The following is a 14787-nucleotide window of genomic DNA, read 5'->3' as shown; positions in this document are numbered from 1 at the left end:
AAAGAGTGGAGAGAACCTATTCTCTTCACTCTTTTATGTATCTATAATGCGTGTCCAGAACCGCCATCAATGTTTACAGAAGTGCCAGACACATAACTAGCTGCATCAGATACTAAAAAAGTAATGACATTTGCCGCTTCTTGAGTATCCCCTACACGACCAAGTGGAATTGCTTGACCTACTTTACGAGAATACTCATCCCACGATAGCTCGGGTTCTGCCTCTTTCCATGTCTTCTCTATTTGATCACTACGAATAAGCCCAATACAAACAGAGTTCACACGTATATTATCTTTTCCTAAGTCTTTGCTCATAGCTTTCGTTAATGCCAGACCTGCCGCACGACTTACAGTACTAGGGAGTGAGCTTGCCGGTGGTGTTTTAGCCATTACCGCAGTTACATTAACTATTGCACCGCCACCAACCTTACGCAAATGAGGTGCAGCATATTTTGAACAATTGACAGCACCAAACACCTTTAAATCTACATCAGCCTGCCATAGCTCACTACTAACCGATTCAAATGGATTTGCTGAAGCTGTACCTGCATTATTAATCAGAATATCAAGGCGACCAAAATGCTCTACTGCTCGTTCTATTAAGTACTTACAATCTTTTTCTTTTGTAATATCAGTTGGTACAATTAAAACGTCCTCGCCTGTTTCATTTTTAATACAGCCAGCAGCCACTTGAAGCTGTTTTTCACCACGAGCACAAAGTACAACCTTCGCTCCCTCTTTCACAAGCTGCATCGCTGTATAATAGCCAATTCCCTTACTTGAGCCTGTAATAACTGCTACTTTCCCCTTTAAGCCTAGTTCCATTTTTATCACCCCAGTATTTTGTTCAACTTCCCTTGTTTCAAAGACATCGTTATCATTTCCGGACATCTAGCAGTCAATTACTAGATTTATTTGACACAAAGTCTATCCGGTATGTAATACGTTCCCAACCGAACTATATTTTTAGAATATTCATTCGATATAATTACTTTATCAAAATTACATGTAATATACAAAAAAACGGCTACAAAGCAAATGCTTTATAGCCGTTTTCATAAACTTTATTATTTTTTTGCTACAATATGGATTGGATTGCCAAGTAATACCTCAGCAGCTTCCATTGTAATTTCACCTAATGTTGGGTGAGCATGGATTGTTAACGCGATATCTTCAGCAGTCATACCGCCTTCAATAGCTAAGCCCATTTCAGCGATCATATCTGATGCACCAGCACCTACGATTTGAGCACCGATTAATAAGCCATCTTCTTTACGCGCAACTAGCTTCACGAAACCTTCTGTTTGGTTTAATGCAAGTGCACGACCATTTGCTGCGAATGGGAATTTCGCTGCAGTGTATTCGATGCCTTCAGCTTTCGCTTCATCTTCGTTATAACCAACTGTTGCCATTTCTGGATCTGTGAAGCATACAGCAGGAATAGCTAAATAATCAACGATTGATTTTTCACCAGCGATTGCTTCAGCAGCAACTTTACCTTCGTAAGATGCTTTATGAGCAAGCTGAGGACCAGCTACAATATCACCAATTGCATAGATGTTTGGAATATTTGTACGGCATTGTTTGTCAACATTGATAAGACCACGTTCACCGAATTCAACACCGATTTCAGCAAGGCCCATTTCATCTGTATTTGGACGACGACCTACAGTTACTAATACGTAGTCAGCTTCAACTTTTTTCTCTTCTCCGCCAACTTCATATGTTACTACTACGCCGTTTTCTGTTTCTTCAACGCCTTTTGCAGATGCGTTTACTTCCATTTCAACGCCTTTCTTTTTAAGGCCTTTTTTCACGATTTGTGTCATTTGTTTTTCGAAGCCAGCTAAGATATCTTTTCCGCCTTCGATAATTGTTACTTGTGAGCCAAGGTTAGCATATGCTGAACCTAACTCTGTACCAATATAGCCTCCACCGATAACGACTAATTTACCTGGTACTTCTTGTAAAGAAAGTGCGCCAGTAGAATTTAGTACGCGATCAGAGAATTTAAATGTTGGAATTTCAACTGGGCGAGAACCCGTTGCGATAATTACATTGTTAAATGTGTAAGTTTGAGCAGATTCACCATTGATGATACGCACTGAATGAGCGTCAACGAAATAAGCTTCACCTTGTACAATTTCAACTTTATTACCTTTAAGTAAGCCTTCAACACCGCCAGTTAATTTTTTAACAACGCTGTCTTTAAATGCTTGTGCTTTTGAGAAGTCTAATTTCACATCAGAAGCGATGATACCCATGTCATCTGAATGTTTAGCATGCTCAAAACGGTGACCTACTGAAATTAATGCTTTTGATGGGATACAACCTACGTTTAAGCACACACCACCAAGTACATTTTTTTCAACGATTGTTACTTTTTGGCCAGTTTGAGCTGCACGAATTGCTGCTACATATCCTCCAGGACCTGAACCAATGACAAGAGTATCTGTTTCGATTGGAAAATCTCCTACTACCATTTTTGTTACGCCTCCATTAATAATAATTCTGGTTCACTTAACAAACGCTTTAAGTGATTTAAAGCATTTTGCGCAGTGGCTCCATCAATCATACGATGATCAAAGCTCAATGATAATGCTAACACAGGTGCGGCTACAATTTCACCATTTTTTATTACAGGTTTTTCTGAAATTCGACCAATACCTAGTATCGCTACTTCAGGATGATTAATTACCGGAGTAAACCATTGTCCTCCTGCAGAGCCGATATTCGTAATCGACATCGAAGCGCCCTTCATTTCATGTGGTGCAAGCTTGCTTTCACGCGCTTTAGTCGCTAATTCATTAATTTCATTTGATACTGCAAAAACAGATTTACGATCCGCGTGCTTAATAACTGGTACTAGCAAGCCTTTTTCTGTATCTGCTGCAATACCAATATTGTAATAATGCTTCTGAATAATTTCTTGTGTTGCATCATCTAATGAGCGGTTAAATTCTGGGAATTCGCGTAAAGTTGAAATTAGCGCTTTAACTACATATGGTAAGTACGTTAATTTAACACCTTTTTCAGCAGCGATATCTTTGAATTTTTTGCGATGTGCTACTAGAGCTGTTACATCGACTTCATCCATTAGTGTAACATGTGGAGCCGTTTGTTTCGAGTGAACCATCGCTTTTGCAATCGCTTTTCGAATGCCCGACATTTTCTCACGTGTTTCAGGGAAATCACCTTCAAGGACTACTGGTGCTACTTGTGTAGTTGTTTCTTGCTGCACAGCTTCTTCATTAGCCACTGGTGCTGCTGCTTCAGCCTCTACATCGCCTCCACCTTTTAGGAAATTCTCAATATCTTGTTTTAAAATACGACCATTTTTGCCTGTACCATTAACTTCACGAATATTCACATCATTGTCTCGTGCAAATTTACGTACTGATGGCATTGCAATGATACGCTTATTATCTTCAGCTACCACAACAGTTTCAGTCTTTTCAGTAGCTTTCTCTGGAGCCTGCTCAACTTCAACAGGTGCCTTTGCTACTTCCTTACCATACTCAGCAGTCGCCTGAACTTGAGCCTCTGTTTTCGCTTCAGCATGGTCATCACCTTTTAGCTTTAAATCTTCATAGCCAGGTGCATCAAGGCGGATTAAGACATCACCAACAACTGCTACTGTGCCTTCTCCTACTAAAACTTCTTCTACTGTCCCTTCAACTGGAGACGGAATCTCTACTACTGCTTTATCATTTTGTACTTCACAAAGAATATCGTCTTCTTTTACTGTATCTCCAGCTTTAACGAACCACTTAACAATTTCGCCTTCGTGAATACCCTCGCCAATATCCGGTAATCTAAATTCAAATGCCATGTGTACCCATCCTTTCTATTTGCTGTCTTTCAAGTTTAGAAGTTACATTAGAATGTTAAAACTTTTTTAGCTGTTTCCATTACATCTTTATAGTTCGGTAACCAAACACCTTCAGCTTGTGGGAATGGGTACACAGTATCTGGTGCAGCTACACGAAGTACAGGTGCTTCTAAACTTAAAATCGCGCGCTCTGTAATTTCAGCCACTACGTTTGCAGCAATACCTGCTTGTTTTTGAGCCTCTTGTACAACGATTGCACGACCTGTTTTTTCAACAGACGCAATAATTGTCTCAATATCAATTGGTTGGATTGTACGTAAATCAATTACTTCTACAGAGTGACCTTCTTTTTCTAGTTCCTCTGCTGCCTTTAAGCTTTCGTGAACCATTAAACCGTAGGCAATAATTGTTAAATCTTTACCTTCACGTTTTACATCCGCTTTACCTAGTGGAATTTCGTATGCTTCCTCAGGTACCTCTTCACGGAATGAACGATATAATTTTAAATGCTCTAAGAAAATGACTGGGTTATCATTTCGAATAGATGAAATAAGTAAACCTTTAGCATCGTATGGTGTTGATGGCACAACAACTGTTAAACCTGGCTGTGCTGTCATTAAGCTTTCTAAGCTATCAGAGTGCATTTCAGGTGTATGCACACCTCCACCAAACGGAGAACGGATTGTTACTGGTGCATTATAGACACCACCGCTACGGTAGCTCATACGTGCTAATTGACCACTGATTGAGTCCATTACTTCATATACAAAGCCGAAGAACTGGATTTCAGGAACCGGACGGAAACCTTGTAGAGAAAGACCGACCGCTAAGCCACCAATACCTGATTCTGCTAACGGTGTATCGAATACACGGTCAACACCAAATTCTTTTTGTAGGCCTTCAGTTGCGCGGAATACCCCACCGTTGACACCTACATCTTCTCCGAATACAAGAACGTTTTCATCATTCTTTAATTCTGTGCGAAGTGCATCTGTAATTGCTTGAATCATCGTCATTTGTGCCATAGGTTATTTCGACTCCTTCTCTTTGTAGATTTCATACTGTTCTTTTAAATTAGATGGCATTTCGCCTTTATACATGTTTTCCATTAACTCTGTTACTTTTTGTTTTGGAGCAGCATCGGCTTTTTTGATTGCTTCTTTAATTTCTTCTTTTGCACGCTCAATAACAGCCTCTTCTTTTTGCTCATCCCACAGACCTTTTGCCTCAAGGTATTTACGGAAGCGTACAAGAGGGTCTTTTTGTGCCCATTCATTATCTGTATCTGATGTACGGTAACGCGTTGGGTCATCCCCTGCCATTGTATGAGGACCATAGCGATAGCACATTGTTTCAATTAAAGTTGGACCTTCGCCATTTACTGCGCGCTCACGTGCATCACGTGTTGCTACGTAAACTGCTAGCGCATCCATTCCATCTACTAAAATACTTGGTAAGCCTGCTGCTACACCTTTTTGAGCGATTGTTTTTGCAGCTGTTTGTAATTCGCGAGGTGTTGAAATGGCGAATTGGTTATTTTGTACAATGAAGATTGCTGGTGATTTAAATGCACCTGCAAAGTTAATGCCTTCATAGAAATCCCCTTGTGATGAACCACCATCACCTGTATAAGTTACTGCCACTGCCTTTTTACCACGTTTTTGAATACCAAGAGCTACACCTGCTGCTTGAATATATTGTGCACCGATAATAATTTGAGGTGCTAATACGTTTACGCCCTCAGGAACTTGGTTCCCCGCAAAATGACCGCGTGAGAATAAAAACGCTTTATCTAAAGGTAAACCATGCCATACGATTTGTGGTACATCACGGTAACCCGGTAAAATCCAATCTTCTTTTTCTAATGCAAAGTGTGACGCAAGTTGTGAAGCTTCTTGCCCAGCAGTTGGTGCATAGAAGCCTAAGCGACCTTGACGGTTAAGAGAGATAGATCGTTGGTCTAAAATACGTGTATAAACCATACGCGTCATTAACTCAACTAGTTCCTCATCAGATAGCTTTGGGTCTGCCTCTTCATTTATAATTTCGCCTTCTTCATTCAAAATTTGAAACATTTCAAACTTATCTTCGATTTCAGTTAGCGTTTGTTTAGCATCAAAAATATTATTGTTTTTCTTGCTCATTTGTCACATCTCCCTTTCAGCTGTATTAAAATAAATCACCGTTTCAACTAGTACAACTTATTCTTTGCACTCAGTATACTGAATAAAATACTGTCGGTCAATCATATATTACGCGTACAAACAAAGATTTTTTCTAACATAACAATTAAACAACTCTGTTCCATACTGTACCATTAATTAATTTTTTCTGTATTATAACACCATATTAAAGGTACTCAATTATTACGTTCTCCTACATGATTACCAATAGTAGAATGCCCAGTTTCAGACAATCTAATAGCTATTGAAAAATTTTTTAAGTATATTCAAATAAGGTTTTTTTCATGTGATTGTTTAAAGACGTGATGTATACTTATAAGTAAGACACTACAAAGTCGAAAGGAAGATTCATATATGATTTTAATGGATGATATTATTCGCGAAGGTCATCCGACTTTACGCACAAAAGCCGAGGAGGTAAATTTCCCTTTAACCGATGAAGTAAAACAACTCGCAGAAGACATGCTTCAATATTTAATATACAGCCAAGATCCCGAAATGGCAGATAAATATAACCTACGTAGCGGCATTGGACTAGCTGCCAATCAAGTAAATAGCCTCCATCGAATGTTTGCCCTTCATTTAACAGACGAGAATGGCGAACAATTAAGTTTTGTAGCAATCAACCCAAAAATCGTTAGTCACTCAGTAGAAAACACGTACCTTGCAACAGGCGAGGGCTGTCTTTCTGTAGATCGCAATGTTCCAGGCTATGTACCGCGTCATGCTCGTGTTACAGTTAAATTTAAAACCGTTGACGGTGAAGAGAAAAAAATGCGCCTTAAAGGAATGCCTGCTATAGCCTTCCAACACGAATTAGACCACCTTAACGGCGTTATGTTTTACGACCGCATCAATGAAAAAAATCCATTTGCGGAAATTCCAGATTCTACACCATATGAGCGCGATTAGGCGCACGAAAAAGAAAGCAAACCCCTGCAGTTTTTTTAAACTGCGGGGTTTACTTTTTCTTGCCTCGCTATGATATTCATCTGACACTTTAACTTCGGGATTAGTCTAGCATCCACCTGAGGCATTAAACCGTTACGATTCCTCGTTCTAAACGTTCATTAATTTTTTCCAATAATGCAGGGAGCTCTTTCATCGTTCGAATCGTATAATGCGCACCTGTTTCTTTAAATATTATTGCTGTTTTTTCAACAGCAAATTGCTGCTCTTCCTCAGATAAAGCCCAATACTCTTCTTCAGATAACCCCATTTCAGAGCTGCCAATAATAACACCAACAGCCCATACACCTGCATTTAGAGCTTCTTGAATATCTGAAGTTGTATCACCAATCTTCACCACTTGCTTCGTTGACTTAATCCCTAATGCCTCCATATTTTTAAAAATCATATATGGGTAAGGGCGTCCTTTATCTCCTAATTGAGTAGGTGTTACTAAAAAATCAGGTTCATATCCTTTAGCCGCTGCATGCGGAGTCACTACCTCCATCATCAAGTCTGTATATCCCGTTGTGGAACCGATACGAATACCCTCTTCTTTTAATTGTTGTATCGTTTCTATCACATACTGAATCGGATCCGTGTAAGTCGCTAAAGATTCCATTAACTTTGATTCAAACTGCATATATAAAGCGTAGACATCCTCTTGCGTAAAATCTCGTCCATACTTTTCGTTCCATGCCTCACGAATTCTTGGCATTTCAAGCATTGTACGAATATGATCTATTTTCAACATGCCCATCGGTTTACGTGCTTCCTCTAGCGTAACCTTGATTCCCACATCTTCAAAAACTGTAAGAAAAACATTCACAGGAGCAAAGCAACCAAAATCAACAGTTGTACCTGCCCAATCTAAAATAATCGCTTCAATCTTCATTTTTTTATCACCACCATATAATTTTCGATAACCTTACACAATGTCTTCATATCATCTTCATGAATATCTCCAATATTGCCAATTCGGAATGTATCCACATCTGTTAGTTTCCCCGGATAAATGACAAATCCTGCTTTTTTCATCGCACTATAGAAATGATCGAAGGAGAACCCTTCATAAGGGAATAAAAATGTCGTAATAATAGGTGATTGTAACCCCTCTGAAATATAAGCGTTAAAACCAAGTGCTTGCAATTGAGTACGAAGTATACGATTATTATTCGCATATCGTTCGTAACGAGTACGTATCCCTCCTTCTTCCACAAGTTCCTCTAATGCCTTCGCAAAAGCTGCTACTACATGTGTAGGGGATGTAAAACGCCATTTTCCATCGAGTTTCATCACTTCCCACTGATTATATAAATCTAATGCAACACTTCTAGCTTGCCCTTTACACTTTTCTAATTCATCAATCTTTGCGATAACAAACCCAAATCCAGGTACCCCTTGGATACATTTATTAGCACTGCTAATTAAATAATCAATCCCTAATGCTTTTAAATCCATTGGTACGCCACCGAAGCTACTCATCGCATCAACGATAAACGTTTTATCCAACCCTTTGACAACGCCTCCTATTTCATGAATAGGATTTAAAATGCCCGTTGTCGTCTCACAATGTACAATAGCCACATGTGTTATTGTTAAATCACTTTCCAACAGCGCTTTCACTTCGAGTGGTGACGGCTGTTCATTATAAGGAACACTATAGACCGCGTGCTGTAGTTTAAGCACTTTTGCCATTTCAACAATGCGTTCACCGTAAGCACCATTTGTGATAATAAGTACTTTATCTTCCTCTCCAACAGCAGTTGTTAACACAGATTCTACAACAAAACTACCACTTCCCTGCATAAGAACCGTTGTATAATCCGTTTCTGTCACTTGTGCTAACTCTAAAAGCTGCTTACGTATTGTTTGTGTGACACTTTTATAATCGTCATCCCATGTGCAACGATCTTTTAACATCTCTTGTTTTACTGCTGCAGTTGTCGTTAAAGGACCTGGCGTTAACAATTTATAGTTGTTCATAAAATTGATATCTCCTTATTTTTGCGCTTCTTTAAAGAAAGCTTGATGTTTTTCCAATAGGTCTACCGTTAATGTCGTGTCCCATTTCTTTAAATGTTTAGGCACATACTCTTCATTTACTTGCTCACCTTCATAAAGAGCTACAGGATATTGCTTCAATAAATCAGGGCGGGCCTCCGTTGCGATTACTTTGGCTATTTCATGCGCTAACGCTTCATCCCCCTCTTTATCTACTACAGCCACTGATTCTGTTAATGTAAAGTTACCTTCTATTGGATCGATATAATCAATCGGTATCCCTTCTTTTTTAGCATCAATAGCTTGAATCCGTAGACCAAACCCTACAGCTACCTCGCCCGTTTTTACTTTTTTAATAGGCCCAGAGCCCGAGCTTTCGATATGCGGTCCAGCATTTTTGATTAAATCAGCTAATAGTTCTTTACCCTCTTTTTCTCCATACTCATTAATAATGGCCTGCACTAACAACCAACCTGTTGACGAGTCTAGAATATTAGGAAATGACAATAAATCTTTATAGGCAGGGTTTGTTAAATCCTTTATAGATGTTGGAACTGGCAAACCTTTTTGTTTTAATAAATCCGTATTAATAAAAATCGAGCCGATATTCCCTAAAATCGGTAATGCAAATGTAGAACCATCATCTAAAGGCTTTAAATCAGAAGATACATCTACAAACATAGATTTAGATTTTTGCGCACTTTCTATAAAATAAGAAGCTGTTGTTACGACATCTGCCTCAATGTCTTTCCCCTCCGCCATTATTTTCCCGCCCAGTTCAGACGTTCCGAATGATTGTATTAAATATTTACCTTTATACCCCTTGTTATCTAATGTTGCTTCCATGACATCAATTGCTTCATCATCCGCATTTGAATAAATAATAACTTGATCGTTCGAACCCGCTTCCACTCCTCCACATGCAGCCAAAACAATTGCTGAGCTAACTGTACCTAACATCATTACTGTTGATTTTTTCATCTTTATGCTCCTTTGTTTTTTCTTTAGGTGTTGCTATATAGTCACAACCTAATTTCACAATGAGGTTTGTACATAAAATAAAAATCGATAGAACAAAAATGTCTGTATACTTCGCGAAATGTTGAAGTTCTTTTATACGTGTCGATACAAGCATCGTTTTCGTGCTAACAAGGAAAATTACCCCGCTAACAGTCACCATAGCGTTTAAAAAATAATAGCTAAACATTTGATAAATCGTAGGTCTAATATTCGGTAAAATAACGCGAATAACCGTTTTCAACCATGAATCTTTTAATAGCTCTGCTGTCACTTCCCATGTCGGATCCATTTTTTGCAATGAATTTTTCGCCATTAAATATGGTGTTGTAAAGAAGTGAACGACATTACACGCAATAATGATGAGGAATGTCCCTTTTAAGGAACTCCCATTAAAGAAAAACAAGTAAGACAGACCAAGTACCATGCCCGGCACAGTATTCGTAACCATTGAAGCAAAATCTATGCTTTTCCTTCCTTTAAGCGGTGTTCGTACATTTAATAGAGCGGACACAAACGCTACAGCCACACCTAAAACAGCTGTCAAAACAGCCACTATTAGCGAGTTCATATAAACTTGCTTCAAGCCCTGTTCAGCTAGTACGTTTTTCACATGCTCAAATGTAAAGCTGAAATCATATGGATATCCTTTCGTAAAAGGTATTATAAATATTGTTGAAAACATGATTAATACCGCACCTACACAAACAAACGAGAAAACAGTAAACATTACATCACGGAAACGATGGACAACGAGGTCACTTTTAGAAACCTCCTTATAATTAAAATTAAATCGTTCCAAAATTGTTAACATAACGACACCAAGCACTGCAGGTACTAACATTAAAATCGAAATCACTGCACCTCTCTCGAAATGTACAATGGAACCAAGCATCGCTTGATATAGCTCAGTAGCAATAACTTTGTAGCTACCACCAACTGACGCAGGTATCCCGAAATCTGTAAAACTTAACACAAACGATAGTATGAATGCCCCACCAATCGTCCCTAGCATCGGACGAAATACTGTATGATAAAATCTTCGGTATGGACGATCATGCATCAGCATGGAAACTAGCAGAAATCTTTTATCAATATATTGCATAGAATTTTGCATTAATATAAAAGCAACAGGCAATGTATACAGCACATAACCAATTAATAAACCGTTAAATCCATAAACCGTAAACAAGGGCTGACCAAGTATCTTCGTAATAATCCCTTGATTGCCAAAGGTATAAATCAGTACAAAGCCATATGTTATGGTTGGTAATAGCATCGGTAATGTAATACCCACTTGAACAAGCTTTTTCGTAAATCGATGCATCGTTGTAAAATGAACAGCATAGGCCAATAAAAAAGCCAAAATTGTCGTGATCAAAGCTGCTATTAAAGAGACTTGAAAACTATTGAAAAACGCATCACGAATCTCCACATTTTGCAATGTTTCCACATAGTTTTGAATGGTGACGGCCTTCCCCTTTTTTAAAGATTGCCAAAACATATACAGTAACGGAACAATTAAAAAGAATACAAAAAAGAAAATAATCGGAAGAAAAATCAATTTCATTATTTTATTTGTTTTAAGCATACGATTCTCCAAATAGCTGATAAATGTTATGACGTTTTATATGAAGTTGTCTTAATATAAAATCTTCAACAAATTGGTTTTCTGGTGTATTTACTATTTCTTGCGGCGTTCCAAATTGCGAAACAGTTCCCTCATTAATAATTAGCACTTTATCTGATAGTGTGAGAGCTTCCTCTGGATCGTGCGTGACAATGATTGTCGTTAAATTAAATTGGCGAGCAATGGATTGAATACGTTCCTTAATCGATTCCTTTATCACACCATCAAGCGCACTTAACGGTTCATCCAACAATAATATTTTAGGCTGCATCACAAGCGTTCTAGCTATAGAGACACGCTGTTTTTGCCCGCCTGATAACTCATGAATCTTTTTATGTAAATGTGGGGTCAGTTCTAAAAAGTCTATATATTCCTGCACCTCTTTTTTTGACATTCCTTCTTTTTTATTTTTCAAACCATAGACGATATTGTCATAAGCATTTAAATGCGGGAACAACGCAAAGTCCTGAAAAACAATATTAAACCCTCGATCTTGCATAGATTGTTTCGATATATCTTGTCCGTTGTAAAAAAGCTGTCCATTCGTTTGTTGAGTAAGACCTAGAATAATATTGAGTAAAGTTGTTTTCCCACAACCACTCGGTCCTAGTAACGAAACTATTTCACCCGATTGAATGTTTAAATTTATATTCATTAAAACTTTTTTATTTTTATAGTTTTTCGAGATATTTTTTAGTTCTAACAAATTGGTCACCTCTCTTTAGTTCTGAACCTTAGTATAGGGACAATTTGTAAAAGGAATTACAGATTTGTGTAAATGTTGAGTAAATTCTGACCAACTTTTGACAAGGTTGCGTTCATTTCGATTATTATTTAGTAGAGGTGATGAAATGTATACAATAGAAAGGCAACAGCATATTTTGCAATTTGTTCGGAAACATAAAGTAGTAAAATTAGTAACATTAACAAAAGAGTTTAACGTTTCAATGGAAACAATCCGTCGTGATATTCAACAGCTTGTGCTAGATAGGAAGATGGAGAAGTTTTATGGCGGTGTTAAATATATTGAACCTGTTGAGGGGTTGATGGATAACCGACTTCATGAACAGCTACCAGAAAAGATCGCGATCGCAAAAGCTTGCGCTTCTTTAGTACAAGATGGGGAGTGTATTTTTTTAGATAGTGGAACGACCACATATCAAATGACACCTTTTTTATTAGAAAAAGAAAAATTAACCGTTATTACAAACTCACTTCCTGTAGCCTTTGATTTAATCGGCTCCAATATCGAAGTGATCATTATCGGCGGTAAAGTTCGGCATTCAGAAAAATCTGTAACGTCTAATGATTTCCTCTTCCGCTTCGATCATCTAAATATTAATAAAGCTTTTATTTGTGCTAGTGGGGTGTCGATTGAAAAAGGAATTTCAGATTTCAATTTAGAGGAGGCTATTACCCGAAAACAAATTATCAATATTTCCCAAACTGTGTATGTAGCAGCTGACTCTTCAAAATTTGACAAAGATGTCGCTATTCAAGTTTGTCCAGCAGATGCCGTAAATATGATTATTACAGATTGTGGACTCTCTAAAAAAACAATCAATCATTTCACGGATAAAGGTGTACAGTTAAAAATAGTAAGAACAAACATAGAAACTGAATCAGAGTCTTCTAATTAATAAGAGTAGATAAAAATGGTTAATCAACACGCTTGTGAAATTCACTAAAAAAAGCAACTAGCTGCAGTCAATCCTCCAACTAGTTGCTTCTCTTTCATTTCTTTAGATAATATTTAATTGGCGCATGATTTTAGCAAGGCCATCCTCATCTACATGCTCCGCAATATGGGTAGCAATAGCCTTTACTCTCTCATGTCCATTCCCCATCGCCACACCTGTCCCAACAGCCTGTAGCATTTCTATATCATTCATACCATCTCCAAAAGCAATGGCATCATTTTGTGTCAGCCCCATTTTTTCAAGAACCTTTTCAATACCAACAGCCTTCGAGCCTCCATTTGGTAAAATATCACAAGAATAGCGATGCCAGCGTACAAACTGCACATTAGGAAATGCTTCACGATATAAATGTTCATCTTTTTCTTCCATAAAAATAAGTGTTTGATATACATCGTTCTGCATATAATAAGTTGAGTCTAAATTTGGATACTGGTATTTTAAAGTATTTAAGCTTTCTGCCACCATAGCGTTATTTTCAACAGATGCAATCATTTGCTTGTCATCTAAAAATACTACAGGTTCGTTCCGTGCTTCGCCAAAGGCAATGATTTCGGCTAGCTCGTCTTTCTCAACACCATTTGTATAGACAACCTCACCACGATAAACAACATATTGCCCATTAAATGTCACATACGTATTAATATCCAACTCTTCTAGTAAGGTTTGAATCATAAAAGGCGCACGGCCAGTTGCAATCGCTAGCTCATAGCCATTTCGACGAGCCTCAAAAAGCGCTTCTTTCGCAGAAGCAGGTAATATTTTCTCACTATTATAAAGCGTACCATCTACATCAAAAAATAATATTTTCTTCATCTTATAGTCCCCTTCATTATGTATTATTCTGCAAAGGCCAACGACTTTACAGAGGTATGATTTTCCATTATAATGATCCTAAGGAGTGATGTGCCATGCTGAAGAAACTCAAACGCAAATTGTTGAAGCAACTTCGCGGCGTACTCGGAAAAAAATCAATTGCCTAACATTTGCCCTTCATTATTTGAAGGGCTTTTCTTTATTTTAGAGTAACTGCGTGATAATATAAAGGAAATGCATTTATTTGGCTATGTGCAACCACTGGCTCATTGCTTTATTCAATTGCAACTTGTTGTAATTACGTCTGGATTAAAACACTGAGATACAAGAACTTCAAACGCCTAATTTCGCCATTAGTATACTAGAAATTCGTTGTTTTTTCTTGTAGTACGTGCGTGGTATTAGTCAAAGCTGCAAAAAATTGTACGCAATAAAAGGAGAGCAAACTATGATTTACAAAGTTTATTACCAAGAAAAAGCAAATGAAATTCCAGTTCGCGAAAATACTAAAAGTCTATACCTTGAAGCTGCTTCAGACCGCGAAGTACGTGAAAAGCTAAAAGACCGAAACTACAACATCGAGTTCATTCAACTGCTTGAAGGTAACTATTTAGCTTACGAACAAGCAAGTCCGAACTTCGTCTTAGAGGAAATTTAACAA

At 37.9% G+C, this 14787-nt stretch carries 14 protein-coding genes; 3 read left to right on the top strand and 11 right to left on the bottom strand.

Features of this window, described 5'->3' with window-relative positions; all coding sequences use genetic code 11:
* Positions 1 to 41 precede the first annotated feature (41 nt).
* The 5 genes from ACQKN4_RS02175 to pdhA form a co-directional block, all read right to left on the bottom strand.
* Positions 42 to 824: an SDR family NAD(P)-dependent oxidoreductase gene (locus ACQKN4_RS02175; protein ID WP_079559706.1), complete on the bottom strand. Its 783-nt coding sequence runs from the start codon at positions 822 to 824 to the stop codon at positions 42 to 44.
* A 242-nt stretch (positions 825 to 1066) separates the two neighbouring features.
* Complete coding sequence (gene lpdA / locus ACQKN4_RS02170) at positions 1067 to 2482, bottom strand: dihydrolipoyl dehydrogenase (protein ID WP_053483451.1); 1416 nt, start codon at positions 2480 to 2482, stop codon at positions 1067 to 1069.
* 5 nt (positions 2483 to 2487) lie between these two features.
* The gene (locus ACQKN4_RS02165; protein ID WP_427482017.1) at positions 2488 to 3831 is read right to left on the bottom strand and encodes a dihydrolipoamide acetyltransferase family protein; all 1344 of its coding nucleotides are present in this window, start codon (positions 3829 to 3831) and stop codon (positions 2488 to 2490) included.
* A gap of 47 nt (positions 3832 to 3878) precedes the next feature.
* Positions 3879 to 4856, bottom strand: coding sequence for an alpha-ketoacid dehydrogenase subunit beta (locus ACQKN4_RS02160; protein ID WP_079559704.1), 978 nt, complete (start codon positions 4854 to 4856; stop codon positions 3879 to 3881).
* Positions 4857 to 4859: 3 nt separating this feature from the next.
* On the bottom strand, positions 4860 to 5975 hold the full coding sequence (pdhA, locus tag ACQKN4_RS02155; RefSeq protein WP_079559703.1) for a pyruvate dehydrogenase (acetyl-transferring) E1 component subunit alpha: 1116 nt from the start codon (positions 5973 to 5975) through the stop codon (positions 4860 to 4862).
* A 393-nt stretch (positions 5976 to 6368) separates the two neighbouring features.
* Between pdhA and def the strand changes: the two genes are divergently transcribed.
* Positions 6369 to 6926: a peptide deformylase gene (gene def / locus ACQKN4_RS02150; RefSeq protein ID WP_427482014.1), complete on the top strand. Its 558-nt coding sequence runs from the start codon at positions 6369 to 6371 to the stop codon at positions 6924 to 6926.
* Positions 6927 to 7050: 124 nt separating this feature from the next.
* On the opposite strand, the gene phnX is transcribed toward def, so the two are convergent.
* From phnX to ACQKN4_RS02125, 5 genes are read right to left on the bottom strand one after another with little or no spacing between them, the layout of a single operon-like run.
* Complete coding sequence (phnX, locus tag ACQKN4_RS02145; protein ID WP_079559701.1) at positions 7051 to 7857, bottom strand: phosphonoacetaldehyde hydrolase; 807 nt, start codon at positions 7855 to 7857, stop codon at positions 7051 to 7053.
* The gene (phnW, locus tag ACQKN4_RS02140; RefSeq protein ID WP_427482012.1) at positions 7854 to 8948 is read right to left on the bottom strand and encodes a 2-aminoethylphosphonate--pyruvate transaminase; all 1095 of its coding nucleotides are present in this window, start codon (positions 8946 to 8948) and stop codon (positions 7854 to 7856) included. Before phnW ends, phnX begins: the two co-directional genes overlap by 4 nt.
* Positions 8949 to 8963: 15 nt before the next feature.
* On the bottom strand, positions 8964 to 9947 hold the full coding sequence (locus tag ACQKN4_RS02135) for an extracellular solute-binding protein (RefSeq protein WP_427482010.1): 984 nt from the start codon (positions 9945 to 9947) through the stop codon (positions 8964 to 8966).
* Positions 9910 to 11574 carry an ABC transporter permease subunit gene (locus tag ACQKN4_RS02130; RefSeq protein WP_427482008.1) on the bottom strand — a complete coding sequence of 555 codons (1665 nt, stop codon included), beginning with the start codon at positions 11572 to 11574 and terminating at the stop codon, positions 9910 to 9912. Before ACQKN4_RS02130 ends, ACQKN4_RS02135 begins: the two co-directional genes overlap by 38 nt.
* Positions 11567 to 12319: an ABC transporter ATP-binding protein gene (locus ACQKN4_RS02125; RefSeq protein ID WP_197141672.1), complete on the bottom strand. Its 753-nt coding sequence runs from the start codon at positions 12317 to 12319 to the stop codon at positions 11567 to 11569. The genes ACQKN4_RS02130 and ACQKN4_RS02125 overlap by 8 nt, the downstream gene beginning before the upstream one ends.
* Positions 12320 to 12464: 145 nt before the next feature.
* Here ACQKN4_RS02125 and ACQKN4_RS02120 point away from each other — a divergent pair, with 145 nt between their 5' ends.
* Positions 12465 to 13253: a DeoR/GlpR family DNA-binding transcription regulator gene (locus ACQKN4_RS02120; RefSeq protein ID WP_079559696.1), complete on the top strand. Its 789-nt coding sequence runs from the start codon at positions 12465 to 12467 to the stop codon at positions 13251 to 13253.
* A 102-nt stretch (positions 13254 to 13355) separates the two neighbouring features.
* Here the strand turns inward: ACQKN4_RS02120 and ACQKN4_RS02115 are convergent, their stop codons facing one another.
* The gene (locus ACQKN4_RS02115; RefSeq protein ID WP_427482005.1) at positions 13356 to 14126 is read right to left on the bottom strand and encodes a Cof-type HAD-IIB family hydrolase; all 771 of its coding nucleotides are present in this window, start codon (positions 14124 to 14126) and stop codon (positions 13356 to 13358) included.
* A gap of 448 nt (positions 14127 to 14574) precedes the next feature.
* On the opposite strand from ACQKN4_RS02115, the gene ACQKN4_RS02110 reads away from it, so the two are divergent.
* Positions 14575 to 14784, top strand: a complete 210-nt coding sequence (locus ACQKN4_RS02110) for a DNA-dependent RNA polymerase subunit epsilon (protein ID WP_079559694.1) — start codon at positions 14575 to 14577, stop codon at positions 14782 to 14784.
* The last annotated feature ends 3 nt before the right edge of the window (positions 14785 to 14787 follow it).

It is taken from the genome of Lysinibacillus sp. NPDC093692 (assembly GCF_050280125.1).
GTDB lineage: Bacteria > Bacillota > Bacilli > Bacillales_A > Planococcaceae > Lysinibacillus.
This window is presented reverse-complemented; position numbering and strand designations above follow the sequence as displayed.

Excerpts from the sequence above, each read along its gene's own strand:
- ACQKN4_RS02110 (WP_079559694.1), top strand. The coding sequence starts at position 14,575 with ATGATTTACAAAGTTTATTACCAAGAAAAAGCAAATGAAATTCCAGTT.
- lpdA (WP_053483451.1), bottom strand. The coding sequence starts at position 2,482 with ATGGTAGTAGGAGATTTTCCAATCGAAACAGATACTCTTGTCATTGGT.
- ACQKN4_RS02130 (WP_427482008.1), bottom strand. The coding sequence starts at position 11,574 with ATGCTTAAAACAAATAAAATAATGAAATTGATTTTTCTTCCGATTATT.
- def (WP_427482014.1), top strand. The coding sequence starts at position 6,369 with ATGATTTTAATGGATGATATTATTCGCGAAGGTCATCCGACTTTACGC.
- ACQKN4_RS02135 (WP_427482010.1), bottom strand. The coding sequence starts at position 9,947 with ATGAAAAAATCAACAGTAATGATGTTAGGTACAGTTAGCTCAGCAATT.
- ACQKN4_RS02160 (WP_079559704.1), bottom strand. The coding sequence starts at position 4,856 with ATGGCACAAATGACGATGATTCAAGCAATTACAGATGCACTTCGCACA.
- phnX (WP_079559701.1), bottom strand. The coding sequence starts at position 7,857 with ATGAAGATTGAAGCGATTATTTTAGATTGGGCAGGTACAACTGTTGAT.
- phnW (WP_427482012.1), bottom strand. The coding sequence starts at position 8,948 with ATGAACAACTATAAATTGTTAACGCCAGGTCCTTTAACGACAACTGCA.
- ACQKN4_RS02175 (WP_079559706.1), bottom strand. The coding sequence starts at position 824 with ATGGAACTAGGCTTAAAGGGGAAAGTAGCAGTTATTACAGGCTCAAGT.
- ACQKN4_RS02165 (WP_427482017.1), bottom strand. The coding sequence starts at position 3,831 with ATGGCATTTGAATTTAGATTACCGGATATTGGCGAGGGTATTCACGAA.
- ACQKN4_RS02115 (WP_427482005.1), bottom strand. The coding sequence starts at position 14,126 with ATGAAGAAAATATTATTTTTTGATGTAGATGGTACGCTTTATAATAGT.
- ACQKN4_RS02120 (WP_079559696.1), top strand. The coding sequence starts at position 12,465 with ATGTATACAATAGAAAGGCAACAGCATATTTTGCAATTTGTTCGGAAA.
- pdhA (WP_079559703.1), bottom strand. The coding sequence starts at position 5,975 with ATGAGCAAGAAAAACAATAATATTTTTGATGCTAAACAAACGCTAACT.